The organism is Methylomicrobium sp. Wu6, assembly GCF_035916875.1.
In the GTDB taxonomy this organism is placed as follows: domain Bacteria; phylum Pseudomonadota; class Gammaproteobacteria; order Methylococcales; family Methylomonadaceae; genus Methylomicrobium.
Genome location: NZ_JAXUHN010000046.1, coordinates 1 through 14,926 on the forward strand (window position 1 = coordinate 1; position 14,926 = coordinate 14,926).

General features: G+C 55.0%; 15 protein-coding genes. 8 read left to right on the top strand and 7 right to left on the bottom strand.

The window, feature by feature from the left end; genetic code table 11:
* Positions 1-114: 114 nt before the first annotated feature.
* On the bottom strand, positions 115-459 hold the full coding sequence (locus U2W12_RS03640) for a hypothetical protein (RefSeq protein ID WP_326499308.1): 345 nt from the start codon (positions 457-459) through the stop codon (positions 115-117).
* Between the two features lie 370 nt (positions 460-829).
* On the opposite strand from U2W12_RS03640, the gene U2W12_RS03650 reads away from it, so the two are divergent.
* The gene (locus U2W12_RS03650) at positions 830-1,042 is read left to right on the top strand and encodes a hypothetical protein (protein ID WP_326499309.1); all 213 of its coding nucleotides are present in this window, start codon (positions 830-832) and stop codon (positions 1,040-1,042) included.
* Between the two features lie 26 nt (positions 1,043-1,068).
* Here the strand turns inward: U2W12_RS03650 and U2W12_RS03655 are convergent, their stop codons facing one another.
* Positions 1,069-1,797, bottom strand: a complete 729-nt coding sequence (locus tag U2W12_RS03655) for a DUF3581 domain-containing protein (RefSeq protein ID WP_326499310.1) — start codon at positions 1,795-1,797, stop codon at positions 1,069-1,071.
* Between the two features lie 190 nt (positions 1,798-1,987).
* Here U2W12_RS03655 and U2W12_RS03660 point away from each other — a divergent pair, with 190 nt between their 5' ends.
* The 3 genes from U2W12_RS03660 (at position 1,988) to U2W12_RS03670 (ending at position 6,239) form a co-directional block, all read left to right on the top strand.
* On the top strand, positions 1,988-3,232 hold the full coding sequence (locus U2W12_RS03660) for a TIGR03862 family flavoprotein (protein ID WP_326499311.1): 1,245 nt from the start codon (positions 1,988-1,990) through the stop codon (positions 3,230-3,232).
* A 170-nt stretch (positions 3,233-3,402) separates the two neighbouring features.
* Positions 3,403-5,088 carry an ABC transporter ATP-binding protein/permease gene (locus U2W12_RS03665; protein WP_326499312.1) on the top strand — a complete coding sequence of 562 codons (1,686 nt, stop codon included), beginning with the start codon at positions 3,403-3,405 and terminating at the stop codon, positions 5,086-5,088.
* A 26-nt stretch (positions 5,089-5,114) separates the two neighbouring features.
* Positions 5,115-6,239, top strand: coding sequence for a glycoside hydrolase family 5 protein (locus U2W12_RS03670; protein WP_326499313.1), 1,125 nt, complete (start codon positions 5,115-5,117; stop codon positions 6,237-6,239).
* On the opposite strand, the gene U2W12_RS03675 is transcribed toward U2W12_RS03670, so the two are convergent.
* Both U2W12_RS03675 and cyoE read right to left on the bottom strand, forming a co-directional pair.
* A complete protein-coding gene (locus tag U2W12_RS03675; protein ID WP_326499314.1) occupies positions 6,236-7,252 on the bottom strand; it encodes a glycosyl transferase family protein in 1,017 nt (338 codons plus the stop codon). The two genes, U2W12_RS03670 and U2W12_RS03675, sit on opposite strands and share 4 nt — an antisense overlap.
* Positions 7,249-8,136, bottom strand: coding sequence for a heme o synthase (cyoE, locus tag U2W12_RS03680; protein ID WP_326499315.1), 888 nt, complete (start codon positions 8,134-8,136; stop codon positions 7,249-7,251). The genes U2W12_RS03675 and cyoE overlap by 4 nt, the downstream gene beginning before the upstream one ends.
* Before the next feature lie 98 nt (positions 8,137-8,234).
* Here cyoE and U2W12_RS03685 point away from each other — a divergent pair, with 98 nt between their 5' ends.
* From U2W12_RS03685 to ubiD, 4 genes are read left to right on the top strand one after another with little or no spacing between them, the layout of a single operon-like run.
* Positions 8,235-9,587 carry a pitrilysin family protein gene (locus U2W12_RS03685; protein ID WP_326499316.1) on the top strand — a complete coding sequence of 451 codons (1,353 nt, stop codon included), beginning with the start codon at positions 8,235-8,237 and terminating at the stop codon, positions 9,585-9,587.
* Positions 9,587-10,903 (top strand): pitrilysin family protein, encoded by a 1,317-nt coding sequence (locus U2W12_RS03690; protein ID WP_326499317.1) that lies wholly within the window; start codon positions 9,587-9,589, stop codon positions 10,901-10,903. Before U2W12_RS03685 ends, U2W12_RS03690 begins: the two co-directional genes overlap by 1 nt.
* Positions 10,893-11,447 (top strand): 16S rRNA (guanine(966)-N(2))-methyltransferase RsmD, encoded by a 555-nt coding sequence (rsmD, locus tag U2W12_RS03695; RefSeq protein ID WP_326499318.1) that lies wholly within the window; start codon positions 10,893-10,895, stop codon positions 11,445-11,447. Before U2W12_RS03690 ends, rsmD begins: the two co-directional genes overlap by 11 nt.
* 15 nt (positions 11,448-11,462) lie before the next feature.
* A complete protein-coding gene (gene ubiD / locus U2W12_RS03700) occupies positions 11,463-12,926 on the top strand; it encodes a 4-hydroxy-3-polyprenylbenzoate decarboxylase (protein WP_326499319.1) in 1,464 nt (487 codons plus the stop codon).
* 120 nt (positions 12,927-13,046) lie between these two features.
* On the opposite strand, the gene U2W12_RS03705 is transcribed toward ubiD, so the two are convergent.
* Genes U2W12_RS03705 through U2W12_RS03715 form a run of 3 tightly spaced genes read right to left on the bottom strand, consistent with a single transcriptional unit; the run spans position 13,047 to position 14,922 of the window.
* Positions 13,047-14,423, bottom strand: a complete 1,377-nt coding sequence (locus U2W12_RS03705) for a selenium-binding protein SBP56-related protein (RefSeq protein ID WP_326499320.1) — start codon at positions 14,421-14,423, stop codon at positions 13,047-13,049.
* A 1-nt stretch (position 14,424) separates the two neighbouring features.
* Entirely contained in the window at positions 14,425-14,625 is a 201-nt protein-coding gene (locus U2W12_RS03710) for a (4Fe-4S)-binding protein (RefSeq protein ID WP_326499321.1), read from the bottom strand.
* Between the two features lie 18 nt (positions 14,626-14,643).
* Positions 14,644-14,922: a DUF4242 domain-containing protein gene (locus U2W12_RS03715; RefSeq protein WP_326499322.1), complete on the bottom strand. Its 279-nt coding sequence runs from the start codon at positions 14,920-14,922 to the stop codon at positions 14,644-14,646.
* Between the last annotated feature and the right edge of the window lie 4 nt (positions 14,923-14,926).

The following is a 14,926-nucleotide window of genomic DNA, read 5'->3' on the forward strand; positions in this document are numbered from 1 at the left end:
TGAAATACGAGTGGCTGCCATTCCAATCGTTTACACCTACCGAACTTGAGGAGGCTATCGATGAAATCGGCGCTGGTTTTGGCTCTCAATACCAATTTACTTTCTGCTAAGCACTTACCAAATTCCGCCCAAAGACCCATCAAACAGAAAACCAAGACGGTCAGCTTCATCTGGGGTTATTTTTGTGAATAGCGAAAAGCGAACATGCAGATAGGTTGGCAACCAATACGGAAGTATTGTTTTGCCCAGTAGAATGATTGCGCCTATGTAGCCACCGATGCCGTAAGCAAGCGTAAGAATCAACCATATCCATTCCAGATCATTGCTTTTTAATGCCCTTTCCAAAGGGCTGGAAATTGGGCTGAGAAGATCAGCGCCAGCAGCTACGACCATGATGCCGCCGAACATTGCGCCGAACTTAAATATCAGGTCGTAACCGTGTGTAAAGCGTATCGCCATGTCGTTGCCTAACGTTAAGTAGACACCTAGTTAGGTGTATATTAATTTACGATCACCGGTGTATAGCGCCACTCTGACAATCTGTTAAACTGGATGCTACAATATTTAATTATTGGTAGCAACCTCTTTATACTAACGAAAAATACACCTCACGAACTTCTTGATCAAGTCCACGACTGGGCTCGTGTCAAGCACTATAGCATCGGTGTAGAGAAGCTCTACGTGCAGTGGATCAAGCGATTTATCTTGTTCCATGGCAAACGTTTCATCCAATGACGGCAACGCCAATAACGGCAAATTTTCCCGTCGCCGGGCAATCGAGGCAGATAGAAATTTCCAGGGCGAATGTCCTAGCTGACGGCAGGTGTCGATGACGTTGGCCAGCAGCGCAAAGCCACGCGATTTCCGTTCCGTCCGCGATCCTTGCGACCATTGCCGTGGGATGACTCAATGCCGCGTGGTGCGTTCCGCAACATTGTTGGTCAGCGGCAAAGTTGGGTCGTCGAGCACCGCAGGCGGTTACGGTACCGGCGTCGGCCTGACAGTCGTCGCTCATCAGCACGTAAGAATGGGCAAATTCTGATATAAACAAGTCATTCGAGAACAAACTTATTGCGGCAGAACCGCCAGATTACCTAGATAGCCGTTTTTCCTGGCCAGATAGTCATCGACAAAGGCCTGCATCGGCCCAGATTCATAACCGCCCTGTACACTGATCGCCAGTTTTTTAAAGCCTGCGCCAACCACATTTTCGCCCGTCTTGATCTGAAAGTGTAAAAAAGCCGAAGCGCGCTTGCCATTGACTTCCATCTTCGGTTCCATCATTTCCACGGACGCTTGCCGAAAATCAAGATGATCGAACGACAACGTCATGCTTTCGTAAATCACCAGCGGCCGAGTGAGGCTGAACATGACGTTTTCCTTCGCCAATAACGGCACCAGCACATAGGGAAAATTTTGCCCCGAGAAAGCCACATAATCGCGGGTAAAGCTTTCGATCAATGCCGAATCCCGACTCAGGCCTCCCGAACGTTCGATCTGCAAATAGGTTTTACCCTGATTGTCGCTCACGTCAATCCGTTCGGCATCGGTATTGGGAAGGTTCAGCAGCACGCCATGCCCGACCATGCCGGAAAAGATAAAGTGCATATTTTGGCTCAGGCCATATTTCTCCAATGCCAGAGAAAAAAGTAAATCGCCGGGTACGCAAAAACGTTTGGCATCAACATCGTGCAAAGGGTTGAAATCATGCGCCACTTCTTTGGCGAACATGCTGGCTTGTTCGGCGAAAACACTGACACTGCCATCATGAATGCAGTAAAATCCTTTTAAAAACATAATGTTATTTTCTAGTGTTGATAGGGTGGAATAATTCTACCATACAGCATAAAAGGTTTCACTTCATGACTTCCGAACCGACGTGAATTCTGTTATTTGTAAATCAAATTAATTTTTTGTGCGTTCGAATTTTTAACCGCGGTATTTAGATTAAAATGCGCGCCTATCCAAACTTCAACAAACTATCTCTATGCCTGAATACACCGCCCCGCAAGTTGCCATTATCGGTGGAGGTCCGGCTGGTTTGATGGCCGCCGAAGCACTGAGTCTTGCAGGGGTGCAGGTCGATGTTTACGACGCCATGCTTTCGCTCGGCCGCAAGTTTTTGCTGGCCGGGATCGGCGGTTTGAATATCACTCACAGCGAAGACTATGACTCCTTCTGTGCCCGTTATGGCGATCGCCGGCCGCAGTTGCAAGCAATGTTAGACCGTCTGCCGCCGGCTGCCTTGCGTGCGTGGGTGCACGACCTGGGTATCGATACTTTTGTCGGCAGTTCGGGCCGCGTCTTTCCGACGCAAATGAAAGCCGCGCCATTGCTGCGGGTTTGGCTGCATCGGCTACGTAGCGCCGGTGTGCGCTTCCACGTACGTCATCGCTGGCTGGGTTGGAATGAGGACGGCGCCTTGCGGCTGGTGCATCCGAACGGCGAACTTGCGCTCAAGCCGCAGGCAACCGTGTTGGCCTTGGGCGGCGCCAGCTGGCCGCAACTAGGTTCGGACGGCGCCTGGGCGCCATGGTTGCAGGCCCGCGGGGTAGAAATCACCCCACTGCAAAGCGCGAATTGCGGTTTTGATGTGGCGTGGAGCCAGCATCTGCGTGAAAAATTTGCCGGCGCGCCGCTTAAATCGGTGGCGCTAACCTTTACCGACTTGCACGGCCATACCGAGCAACGGCAAGGCGAAATGGCGATCAGCGCGCATGGCGTGGAAGGCAGCCTGATTTACGCATTTTCGCAGCGGCTGCGCGAATACCTGAATGCCCACGGCAGCGCCGTCTTTATGCTTGATCTGGCGCCCGGGCGTGATGCCGCGCGAGTACTAGCCGAAGTCGGCCAGCCACGCGGATCGCGGTCGCTCTCAAAGCATTTGCAGAGCCGGGTCGGCCTTACCGGCATCAAGGTGGCATTATTGCACGAGGTGCTCGGTAAGGAACAATTTGCCGATGCGGCTACGCTGGCGTCGACGATCAAGGCCCTGCCGATCACTGTGCATGCAACTCGTCCAATTGCCGAAGCAATCAGCACGGCTGGCGGCGTTTCCTTTAACAGCCTCGATCAACACCTCATGCTCACCGCTCTGCCCGGTACTTTTGTCGCGGGAGAGATGATAGATTGGCAAGCTTCCACGGGAGGGTATCTGCTGACTGCCTGTTTCGCGACTGGCCGGCAAGCCGGCTTGGGCGTTGTGCAATGGTTACAGACGCATGTTTCGTAAAGGACGCGGACAAAAGCAGTTTCAAGTTCTATCCATGGAGAAATTCAATTACAATCGCGCGCTAGTGGGTTCCTGATCAGCGAATAACAACAAAGCCGGCTTGCAATCGGCGAATAGGTTATTCTTAAATGGACCGCATTTATTTTTATGCCCTCTTCGGAGAATTGCCTATGCACAACGCCAAGGGATTTTTTCATCAATTTATCGTACTGGCCGGCCCCTACTGGAATTCCGAGCATAAAACGGACATTCGCAACCGGACATTCGCATTGATCGTGCTGACCATCATGCAGATCGGCATGGCGGTGGTGATCAATAAATGGAGCGCCGGGCTTTTCGATGCGCTGGAGCAACGCTCTATGGCGGATCTGATTCAGCAGATCGGCTTGCTGGTGATCATTTTCTTGACCGGTATGGCGATTACCACGACCCACCTTACGGTCAAGCGGGGACTGCAAATCGGCTGGCGAAGCTGGCTGACCGAACGCGTAAGCGGCCAATGGATGGACAAAGGCCGGCATTATCAAGTCATATTCATACCGGGCGAGCACGATAATCCGGACGGGCGTATCGCCGAGGATGTGCGTATCGTAACCGAAGAAGCGATTCAGTTGCTGCATTCGCTGTTCTATAGTCTGTTGCTGCTGATCAGCTTTACCGATATTCTCTGGAATCTTTCCGGCACTCTGGTTGTCGGCGGCTTGCAGATACAAGGCCATTTGGTCTGGATCGCGCTGGTCTATGCGGTGAGCGCATCCATATTGGGCTGGTGGGTCGGCCGTCCGTTGATCGAGGCGACCGATGCACGGCAAACGGTTGAAGCGAATTTCCGTTTCGGTTTGGTCAAAGCTCGCGAGAATTCGATGGCGATCGCGCTGGTTCACGGCGAAGCCAATGAACGGCGGCGCTTTGCGACGCTATTTCAAGACATCAATGACGTGTTCGACAGGCAAACACGGGCCTGGCGGAATATCATGATGTTTACCTCCGGTTATTCGGTGTTGTCGATGGCCTTTCCGGTTCTTGTCTCGGCGCCGCGTTATGTGCTGGGCACGATTTCTCTCGGCACGCTGATGCAGTCCGCGCAGGCTTTTCAGCACATGGCCTCGGCATTGTCCTGGCCGGTCGATAACATGGCCGCGGTCGCCAATTGGCGCGCATCGGCCGACCGGGTGTTCGGTTTGGTCAGGGCGCTGGATCACTTGGAGCAGAAAATGGCTTGCACCAATGACCCGCAGCGAATTTGTCTGGAAAAGTCGCAGATTTCGGTATTGGGCTTCCATGGCCTCAGTTTGATGAAACAGGATGGCGAGATCATCGCCTCCGGTATAAACGCCGAAATTCGGCCGGCCGAACGGGTGCTGATCAACGGCAATTCCGCCACCGGCGCCAAGCTGTTCAAGGCGATTGTCGGTCTCTGGCCGTGGGGCGGCGGGCGTATCGAATTGCCTGATGATGAGCCGATGTATTTCATGCCGCCGCGCCCTTATCTACCCAGCGGCACGTTGCGTACCGCGATCTGTTATCCAAACCCTGTGGAGGATTTCACCAAGGCGGCAATCAAAGAGGCTCTGAAAAAAGTCGGCCTTGGCGAATTACAGGCGCAACTGGACACGACCGAGAACTGGGAAACCGCATTGACCCGGGAGCAGCAGCAACGCTTGGGCGCAGTGCGTTTGCTGCTGAATCATCCCAAATGGATACTGCTACAAGAGGCGTTCGACTCGCTCGATCCGCAGGGCGAGGTTGCAATGTTGCGTTTGATCAGCGATGAATTGCCCGAGGCCGCGATGTTGACGATCACCAACCAGCCGACAGCCGATGCGTTTCATCAGCGCCGGATTGTTTTGCCGTAAGCTCTGCCCCAGTCCGCAAAAGGAGAATGGCGTTGAAGGCGGCGTCCGAACAGAATCAAGGCAAAAAACTGCGCGGCGTAAATCTCGGCGGCTGGCTGCTGCTCGAAAAATGGATCACGCCCAGCCTATTCGAAGGGCTCAACGCAACCGACGAGACCACCTATTGCGCCGAGCTCGGCGAGCGCGCCGATACTTTGCTCAAACAGCATTGGAATACTTTTATCACCGAAGATGATTTTGCCTGGCTGGCAAGTGTCGGTATCAACGCGGTCAGGGTTCCAGTCGGGCATTGGCTGTTTGGGCCGGGTTATCCTTACCATCGCGCCTATGGCGAATCGGCGCATCCTTTTGTGGTGGGCGGCCTCGATATTCTCGATAGGGCTTTCGACTGGGCGGAGATATATGGCTTACAAATCGTGCTCGATCTGCATGCGGCGCCCGGTTGCCAGAACGGCTTCGACAACGGCGGCATCAAAGACGTTTGCGAGTGGCACACGAAGACGGAATATGTCGAACATTCGCTGAATGTGCTGGAACAACTGGCCGAACGTTACCGCAGACGCCGCGCGCTGCATGCGATCGAGGTACTGAACGAACCGCATTGGGACATTCCGACCGATTTTCTGAAGCGCTACAATCAGTCCGGCTACATACGCATTCGCAAGCATTGCCGGCCCGAAGACGTGGCGGTGGTCTTTCATGACGGCTTCCGTTCGTTCCGTGAATACACCGGGTTTATGTGTGAACCTGATTTCCGCAATGTCGTTTTCGATATTCACCGCTATCAATGCTTCGACCGTTCCGATATCGAGATGGATATTTACGAGCACATTCAAAAATCATCCATTGTGTGGAAACAGGAAGCGGACGAGATCATTCAGGAACTTTGCCTGCCAACCTATGTCGGCGAATGGAGTCTCGGCCTCAATTTGCATGTTGTCTCGTTGCGGGCGGAAGGCACTTTCAACCATGCGCTCGAGAGTATGGACGACTTCCAGCTCGATGTCGCTTACCGCGCCTATGCCGCCGCGCAGTTAGCCACCTTCGAAAAATACCTGGGCTGGTTTTTTTGGAACTATAAGACCGAAACTACGCCGGAATGGTGTTTTCGGGAAGGCGTTGAAAGGGGATGGTTGCCTGCTCGTTACTAAAATCGGCCCGGATCGCGGTGATGCCAATAAGCCACGGCCAATTCCTGTGCGGCTTCCTGGCTATCCGCCCTGCCGAGCAGTTTCAGCACCACCGCCGCCGTGCCTATTACAGACGCTTCCGCAAATTCATCTTGTAATTCCCCGCGCCAGACTTTCGCCAGTTGACTCGGGTCCAATTCCTCCGGTTTCACATGGCGTTTCGCAAACAAGGCCGGCCAGTCTTCGTCGGAGAGTTCGCCGTGATGCACGCTTTGCACGAGGCAATCCATGTCGGGATTGCGTTCGGTTTCGCCGCCTTCGCCTTTCAGCACCGCCGCATGCGGCTGCTTTAACAGCTGCGCGGCGAGTTGATGCACCGGCCGGTAGCCGGGATGGAAGATGCCCTGGATGCTGTAGTCGGCATTGAACGGATTCAACAGGCGCACCAGGGTGTGCACAGGTGAGCGCAGGCCTAGGATAGGGCGCAATCCGATGATCTCGTGCAGTTTCGGGCAAAAATGCTCCAGCGACAGATAGCTGAACGAGTGCTCCTGCAATTGCTGCTTTGCCTCTGCAATCGATGTCGCCGCGGACAGCCCCAGAAAACCAAGCATGTCTTCGGTGTAAAGCCGCCCGGCGGCAGGCCCCTTCGCGCCGTGCATGAGCACCCTGACGCCGTTTTCGGCGAGCAGGAGCGCCGACAGCAAATACCAGGGCAGATGCCGGCGTTTGCCGGCGTAGGTCGACCAGTCCAAGTCGGCCAGATTTTCTCTATCGCCAGCGGCAAACGATTCGCGCGCGGCCTGGACGAAACCGGCCAGTTCTTCCGGCGTTTCTTCCTTCACCCGCATCAGCATCAAAAACGCACCAAGTTGGATCGGCAGCACTTCGTCCGCCATGATCATCCGCATAGCCATGTAGGCTTCTTCCTGGGTCAACGGGCGCGAGCCGTGCTTGCCCTTGCCGAGAATCCGAATGAATTCTGCAAACGGATGTTCGGGGTCGGAAGTTTGTAAATGGTGAGTGAAATTCATGGTCTTATCATCAGGTAATGATCGAGCAGCAGCGCCGCGAACAGCACCGTGAGATAAATGATCGAATAGGCGAAGGTCCGCATCGCGGTTTTGTTGTCCTTGCGCCGCATCATCAGGACCGCGAAATAGATGAATACCAGCCCCAACAGCAGCGCCGAGGCGAGGTAAATCAATCCGGTCATTCCGGTTATATAGGGTAGAACGGTCACGATCAGCAGCAACACTGTGTAGAGCAAGATTTGCAAGCGGGTAAACTCGGTCCCATGCGTGACCGGCAGCATCGGGATGTTCACTTTCGCGTATTCCTCGCGTCGGGCTATCGCAAGCGCCCAGAAATGCGGCGGCGTCCAGACGAAGATGATCAGCATTAACAGCAGCGCATACGGATGCACTTCATTGGTCATCGCGGCCCAGCCGAGCAGCGGCGGAGTCGCGCCGAAGGCGCCGCCGATCACGATGTTTTGCGGGGTCATTCGTTTCAGGTAGACGGTGTAGATGAACGCGTAGCCGAACAGCGACAGAAAGGTCAGCACGGCGGTCAACACGTTGACCTTCACGACCAACAGCACCATCGATGCGATGCCGAGGATCGCGGCGAACGCGATCACCTGCGCGGCGTTCAACTCGCCTTTCGGCAACGGCCGGTTTTCGGTGCGGCGCATCTCCGCGTCGGCCTTGCGGTCGATAAACTGATTGATCGCGGCTGCCGAGGCAGAGGCCAAGGCAATGCCGGTAATGCTGTAAGCCAGCGTGTCGAGCGGCGGCATGCCGGGCACCGCCAGCAGCATGCCGACGATCGCGGTGAACAGCATTTCGAGGACCACATTCGGCTTACACAGGGTCAGATATTTTTTCCAGGCCAGGGCCGGAGAGAGGCTCGTCATCGTAAATCACACCAACGTACACAATTCTTATAGAATACAGTGAACGCTAGCCGATTGAAATAGTCGGAGGCGCTAACATTGGTCAACAAGAGGGAGTCATGAAAAAGCGATTATTTTGTGCAATAGTGCTTGGCCTGCCGGTTTATGCGGCCGCGACGGAACCGAAAGTATCGGAACATATACTGAAAAACGGCCTGAAAGTTTTGGTTCAGGAGGATCACCGCTCGCCGGTCGTGGTCTCGCAGGTCTGGTACAAGGTCGGTTCGAGCTATGAACCGGGCGGCATCACCGGCATTTCGCACATGCTCGAACATATGATGTTCAAGGGTACCGACAAGCACAAGCCGGGCGAGTTTTCTAGGATCATCGCGGAAAACGGCGGCGATGAAAATGCGTTTACCGGCACCGACTACACCGCCTATTTTCAAACGATGAACGCCTCCAGGCTCGCGGTCAGTTTCGAACTGGAAGCGGATCGGATGCGTCATCTGCATCTCTTGCCCGACGAATTGAAGAAAGAACTGGAAGTCGTGACCGAGGAGCGCCGGATGCGCACCGAGGACAATCCGCAGGCGAAGGTCGGCGAATATTTCTCGGCGGCAGCGTACACAAACAGCCCTTACAAGCATCCGGTGATCGGTTGGCCGGCCGATATCGCGAATTACAAGGTCGAGGATTTGGAGGCCTGGTACCAGCGCTGGTATGCGCCGAATAACGCGACCTTGGTCGTCGTTGGCGATGTAAAGACCGATGACGTTTTCGCGCTGGCCGAAAAATATTTTGCCGAACTGAAACCGAGCGAGATCAAGCCGATCAAGCCGCAAACCGAAATGCCGCAAGTCGGCGTGCGCAAGATCACCGTGAAGGCGCCGGCCAAGCTGCCTTATCTGACGATGGGCTACAAAACGCCGTCGCTCGCGACGGCGGAGAACGAAGGGGAAGCGTATGCCCTGGAAGTGCTGGCCGGCGTCTTGGACGGCGGCAACAGCGCACGGTTGTCTTCGCGTCTGGTGCGCGGCAAGCAGATCGCGGTCAGCGCTGGGGCCGGATATAGCCTGACTTCGAAATTGCCTTCGCTGTTTGAACTCGAAGGCACGCCGGCGGACGGCAAAAAAATTACGGATCTCGAGGCGGCGTTTAAAAAAGAGATAGCTGATCTTCAATCAACGCTGATCAGCAAGGAAGAATTGCAGCGGATCAAGGCGCAGGTGTTGGCGAATCAGGTTTATCAGCGCGATTCCAATTTTTATCAGGCGATGCAACTCGGCACGTTCGAAACGGTCGGTCTTGGCTGGCAAAAAGTCGATGAGTACGTCAAGAAGATTAATCTGGTTACCGCCGAGCAAGTGCGCGACGTCGCGAAAAAATATCTGATCGAGGACCATCTGACCGTGGCCTATCTGGATCCGCAGCCGATTAATGAAAAAGCCGTCAACAAGGGAGACAAGTAATGCGTAGAAGTTTGTTGGGATTATTTTTGCTCGCGCTCAGCCAGGCAGTCTGGTCGTCAGTCACTATCGAGCATTGGCAAACCGCGCAAGGTTCCCGGGTGTTTTTCGTGCATGCCGGCAGTTTGCCGATTGCGGACATCGTGGTCGCTTTCGACGCGGGCAGTGCGCGCGACGGTAAGCAGGCGGGCCTCGCGGCGCTGACATCGGGGTTATTGGATACCGGCGCGGGGCAATGGAATGCGGATCAGATTGCCGAACGCTTCGAAAGTGTCGGCGCGAATTTCGGCGCGAGTATTTCGAGCGACATGAGCAGCGTCATGCTACGGACGCTGACCGACAAGCCGCTATTCGACAAGGCGATCGAGACGATGCATGCGATCTTGACCCAGCCCGCGTTCAAGGAAGCCGATTTTCAGCGCGAGAAAAAGCGGACGTTGGCCGGCCTGAAACTGCGCGAGGAATCGCCCGGCGATTTGGCCGACATTGCCTTCTCGAAGGCACTGTATGGCGATCATCCCTACGCGCATCCCGACAGCGGCATGATCGAAACTGTCACCCCTTTGAAAGCGAGCGACTTGCGCGCATTTTACCGCCAGTATTACGTTGCCGCGAATGCGGTCGTCGTGATCGTCGGCGACTTGACCAAGGAACAGGCTGAACAGACGGTTGCAGCCTTGTTGAAGGATTTGCCGGCCGGACAAAAGCCCGCGCCGCTGCCCGATGTGGTGATGCCAGCCAAGGCCGGCAGCCAACATATCAAGTTTCCTTCCACGCAAACGCATGTGCTGGTCGGCATGCCCGGCATCGACCGAAAGGATCCGGATTTTTTCAGCCTCTATGTCGGCAATCACATCCTCGGCGGCAGCGGGCTGGTGTCGAAACTGTTCGATGAAATCCGCGAGAAACGCGGTCTGGCTTACAGCGCTTCCAGCGCGTTCAGGCCGATGCGTAAAAAAGGGCCGTTCGTGCTGGGGTTGCAAACGCGCAACGACCAAACCGGCGAGGCGTTGCAGGTGCTGAATCAGACATTGTCGGACTTTATCGCGAAAGGCCCGACCGAAGCGGAATTGACCGCAGCGAAGAAAAACCTCACCGGCGGTTTTCCGATGCGTTTCGACACAAACAAGAAACTCGCCAATTATGTTGCGATGATCGGTTTTTATGAGTTGCCGCTCGATTATCTGGATACTTTCACGCAGAAAGTTGAAGAAGTCACTGTGGCCTCGATAGTCGATGCATTCAAGCGGCATGTTGATCTGCAACTGTTACAGACCGTGACCGTCGGCGACGACGCGAAAGCGAAAAGTGGCAAATAAAATCCGCATCATCGGCGGCGAATGGCGCAGTCGCTTGTTGCATTTCGACGATGTGCCGGGGCTACGGCCGACGCCGGCGCGCGTCCGCGAAACGCTTTTTAACTGGCTGCAATATGATGTCGCCGGCAGCCGCTGTCTGGATTTATTTGCGGGCAGCGGTGCGCTGGGTTTCGAGGCTGCCTCGCGCGGCGCGAGGGAAGTCGTGCAGGTCGAAAGCGATGCGAAGGCTTGTAAAAATCTGCGGGCGAATGCATCCGCGCTGGGCGGGGATAAAAATCGGATTATCGAGAGCGATGTAGAGCGGTTTTTAGCCGGGCGCTCGGAGGCCTTCGACCTGGTCTTTATGGACCCGCCCTTCGCGAAAAATCTGGCGGTAAAAACCTGTCTGCTGCTGGAGCAAAACGGCTGGCTGGCCGGTTATGCAAAAATCTATGTCGAAACCGAGGTCGATCTCGAATTGATCGGAATGCCGGACAACTGGCGGATGTTGAAACACAAAACGGCGGGCGAAGTGGCTTATCGGCTGTTCGCCCGAGCATCGTAATTGACTTACACTATCATGAAATACAAAGATCTTCGCGACTTCATCGCGCAACTCGAAAAAACCGGCGAACTCAAGCGCGTCAAAGTTCCTGTCGACCCTTATCTCGAAATCACCGAAATTTGCGACCGGACTTTGAAAAATTGCGGCCCGGCGCTGCTGTTCGAAAATCCGGTCGGTTCGAAAACTCCGCTGCTGGGCAATTTATTCGGCACCGCGCACCGGGTCGCAATGGGCATGGGCGCGGATTCGGTCGGCGAATTGCGCGGCATCGGCGAACTTTTGGCTTATCTGAAAGAACCCGAACCGCCCAAAGGCATGAAGGACGCGTTCGAAAAGTTTCCGGTATTCAAGCAGGTCCTGAACATGACGCCGAAACTGGTCAAGGAAGCCCCCTGCCAGCAAGAAGTTCTCGAAGGCGGCGACATCGATTTGAGCAATTATCCGATCCAGACCTGCTGGCCCGAAGACGCCGGGCCATTGATTACCTGGCCCTTGGTTATCACCAAAGGCCCGTTCAAGGAACGGCAAAATCTCGGCATTTACCGCCAGCAGGTGATCGGCAAGAATAAGGTGATCATGCGCTGGCTGACGCATCGCGGAGGCGCGCTGGATTTCAGGGAATGGCAAAAAACGCATCCGGGCGAACCGTTCCCGGTCGCGGTCGCGCTGGGCGCCGATCCTGCGACGATCCTCGGCGCGGTTACGCCGGTGCCGGATTCGCTGTCCGAATATGCGTTTGCGGGACTTTTGCGCGGCAGCAAGACCGAGGTTGCGAACTGTTTGAGCAACGAGTCGCTGCAAGTCCCGGCCAGCGCCGAGATAGTGCTCGAAGGCTTCATCTATCCCGGCGAAACCGCGCCCGAAGGGCCGTTCGGCGATCACACCGGCTATTACAACGAAGTGGACGAATTTCCGGTGTTCACGATCGAGAAGATCACCCAGCGCCATAGTCCGATCTATCACAGCACCTACACCGGCCGCCCGCCCGACGAACCGGCGATCCTCGGTGTTGCGCTGAACGAAGTGTTCGTGCCGATCCTGCAAAAACAGTTTCCGGAAATCGTCGATTTCTACTTGCCGCCGGAAGGCTGTTCGTACCGGATGGCGGTGATCAGCATGAAGAAGCAGTACGCCGGCCATGCCAAACGGGTGATGTTCGGCACCTGGTCGTTTTTGCGCCAGTTCATGTACACCAAGTTCGTGATCGTGGTTGACGACGATGTCGACGTGCGCAACTGGCAGGACGTGATCTGGGCGATCACTACGCGCATGGACCCGGCCCGCGACCTGGCGATCCTCGAAAACACCCCGATCGACTATCTCGACTTCGCCTCGCCGGTTTCCGGTCTCGGCTCGAAAGTCGGCTTTGACGCGACCAACAAATGGCCTGGCGAAACGAACAGAGAATGGGGCCGGCCGATTGCGATGACCGAGGCGGTTGTCAAAAAGGTGGATGCGATGTGGGAAAGTTTGTTTTAGGTAAGAATTTCGAGGCTAATGTGTGAAGTGTCTTCGTTCAATTGAATACGTTATCGCTCAACAGGGATTATTACAATTAACCTATTCTGCCGAGCGATTTCGAGTCAGGCGGTGCTTACACTATTTTTTTGCGAGCAAATTTGTAACACCGTCGGGCTTATTTGCGCTGTAGAGGGAATACGCATTGAACACCATTTGATGCGCCCGCCCGAGCTTTTCCTGAGTAAAGTCGATCGCGAATTTCTGGGTCAGTTGCTTGCCGTCCCAGGCATAACCTTTAAGGAATTGCTCGTTATCCGCGCCTTTCTTGTCCCAGTTCGCGAGCAGCGAGGAAGTGTAATAGAGGCGTTTGCCGTCCCAGCTCGATGACACCATATTCACCTGCGCGCCGATCTTTTGCTCGTAAACCTGTTTCGGCTTGTGCGGATCGGTGATGTCGAATGCGCGCGTCTTGCCGTCCATGAAGGTATTGACCCAAAGCATCTTGTCGTCGCTCGAGATCGAGATATCGACCGGCAGCGGCACCTTGGACGGATCGCCGACATCGGCGACTTCCTTCGCCTGCCATTCGCCCTTGTCGTTCTCAAAGATCAGCCAGATTTTGGAGGTCAGAGCGGTGCTGGTAAAACAATAGTTGTGATTCTCGCCCCAGGCGCAGCGGATTTCGAGCGGCGCACCGGGCACGTCGAAGATTTTTTTCGGCTGCTTGCTGTGCAGGTTCCATTGCACGACCGTATTGCCGAAGCGCTTCATCGCTTCCGGATCGTTCAGCATCTTGCCGAAATCCATCATGTAATTCGACCAGCCGGTAAACGACGAGGTCAGCATCAGGTTGCGCCGCGGCAATACCCGCAAATCGTAGCCGTAGCCGTCCGCATATTTGCCGGTCTTGACCGCGCCTTGCAGATCGCTGTCGGTCGGCGTCCAGTGGGTCGTGACGTAATCGCCGTCATTGGTGTATTCGACGATGCCGGTGCGGCCGCCGTGGTCCTTGTTGTTTGACAGGCCGGTAATGATCATCCGGCCCGGCAGCGCATAGGTCGTATGCGGGCCGACCACGCCGCCGCTTTTCGCGACGAAATCGGTTATCGTCTTGACCAGCTTCGGTTTGGCCGGGTCGCTATGCACATCGAAAATGAACATCTTGCTGGTGTCCAACGATGCGGCCCATAAAAATTGGCGGTCGTCGGTAAAGCCGGAGTGATGCGCTTCGTTGCGGCCGCCGACCGAGAGCGTGCTGACGACTTTGCCGTAAGACTTGGACTGCGGATTCACATCGACCGTAACCAGCTTGTCCTGCTCGTCGCCGACGCCTTCCGCGCCCAGCGTCCAGACATAGACGAAATCTTCCTGGCCGACGATTTTGGCCATGTATGGCGACTGGCAGGTTTCGTCGGCGAAAACACTCTGGCTGCCTAGGCTTGCCAAGGCAAAGGTGGATGCCGCAAAGGCACAGGCCCGAACCAGGGTGCGTAGCGGGTGTTTATTATTTCTCATGTCAAGCCTCTCTTTTGTTCTTATCGTTAACGACTTGAAGCGCCCCGGCAGGACACTGGTATACCACATTTTTGATTTCTTCCTCGCTCGCCTTGCCCGTATCGATCACGAATTGGTCATCTTCAACCTTGAACACCTCGGGCAGCGAACTGACACAGACGCCAGTGTGACAGCATTTATTTTGATTCCATGTAACTTGCATGGCGGCTTCTCCGTCGGATTAATGACTTTCCGCGGTAGCCGGATCGATAACCGTTTTGACTTCGGAGATTCTATTCGCCGGAAAGCCGCCTTTCTCTGCATGCTCCTTGATGCTTGCTTCGTCGGGCGCGATATAGACGCAATAGATTTTGTCGCCGGTCACATAACTTTGCACCCACTGAATTTTTGGCCCCATCGCATGCAGAACACTGCATGATTTTTGTGAGATACCTTGCAGTTGTTCGGCCGTTAAAGCACCGGCATTCGGAATTTCGCGTTCGATGATGTATTTTGGCATTGCA

What these genes read in the sequence shown, in the direction of transcription:
- U2W12_RS03640 (WP_326499308.1), bottom strand. Translation starts at nt 459, where the DNA reads ATGGCGATACGCTTTACACACGGTTACGACCTGATATTTAAGTTCGGC.
- U2W12_RS03650 (WP_326499309.1), top strand. Translation starts at nt 830, where the DNA reads ATGACGTTGGCCAGCAGCGCAAAGCCACGCGATTTCCGTTCCGTCCGC.
- U2W12_RS03655 (WP_326499310.1), bottom strand. Translation starts at nt 1,797, where the DNA reads ATGTTTTTAAAAGGATTTTACTGCATTCATGATGGCAGTGTCAGTGTT.
- U2W12_RS03660 (WP_326499311.1), top strand. Translation starts at nt 1,988, where the DNA reads ATGCCTGAATACACCGCCCCGCAAGTTGCCATTATCGGTGGAGGTCCG.
- U2W12_RS03665 (WP_326499312.1), top strand. Translation starts at nt 3,403, where the DNA reads ATGCACAACGCCAAGGGATTTTTTCATCAATTTATCGTACTGGCCGGC.
- U2W12_RS03670 (WP_326499313.1), top strand. Translation starts at nt 5,115, where the DNA reads ATGGCGTTGAAGGCGGCGTCCGAACAGAATCAAGGCAAAAAACTGCGC.
- U2W12_RS03675 (WP_326499314.1), bottom strand. Translation starts at nt 7,252, where the DNA reads ATGAATTTCACTCACCATTTACAAACTTCCGACCCCGAACATCCGTTT.
- cyoE (WP_326499315.1), bottom strand. Translation starts at nt 8,136, where the DNA reads ATGACGAGCCTCTCTCCGGCCCTGGCCTGGAAAAAATATCTGACCCTG.
- U2W12_RS03685 (WP_326499316.1), top strand. Translation starts at nt 8,235, where the DNA reads ATGAAAAAGCGATTATTTTGTGCAATAGTGCTTGGCCTGCCGGTTTAT.
- U2W12_RS03690 (WP_326499317.1), top strand. Translation starts at nt 9,587, where the DNA reads ATGCGTAGAAGTTTGTTGGGATTATTTTTGCTCGCGCTCAGCCAGGCA.
- ubiD (WP_326499319.1), top strand. Translation starts at nt 11,463, where the DNA reads ATGAAATACAAAGATCTTCGCGACTTCATCGCGCAACTCGAAAAAACC.
- U2W12_RS03705 (WP_326499320.1), bottom strand. Translation starts at nt 14,423, where the DNA reads ATGAGAAATAATAAACACCCGCTACGCACCCTGGTTCGGGCCTGTGCC.
- U2W12_RS03710 (WP_326499321.1), bottom strand. Translation starts at nt 14,625, where the DNA reads ATGCAAGTTACATGGAATCAAAATAAATGCTGTCACACTGGCGTCTGT.
- U2W12_RS03715 (WP_326499322.1), bottom strand. Translation starts at nt 14,922, where the DNA reads ATGCCAAAATACATCATCGAACGCGAAATTCCGAATGCCGGTGCTTTA.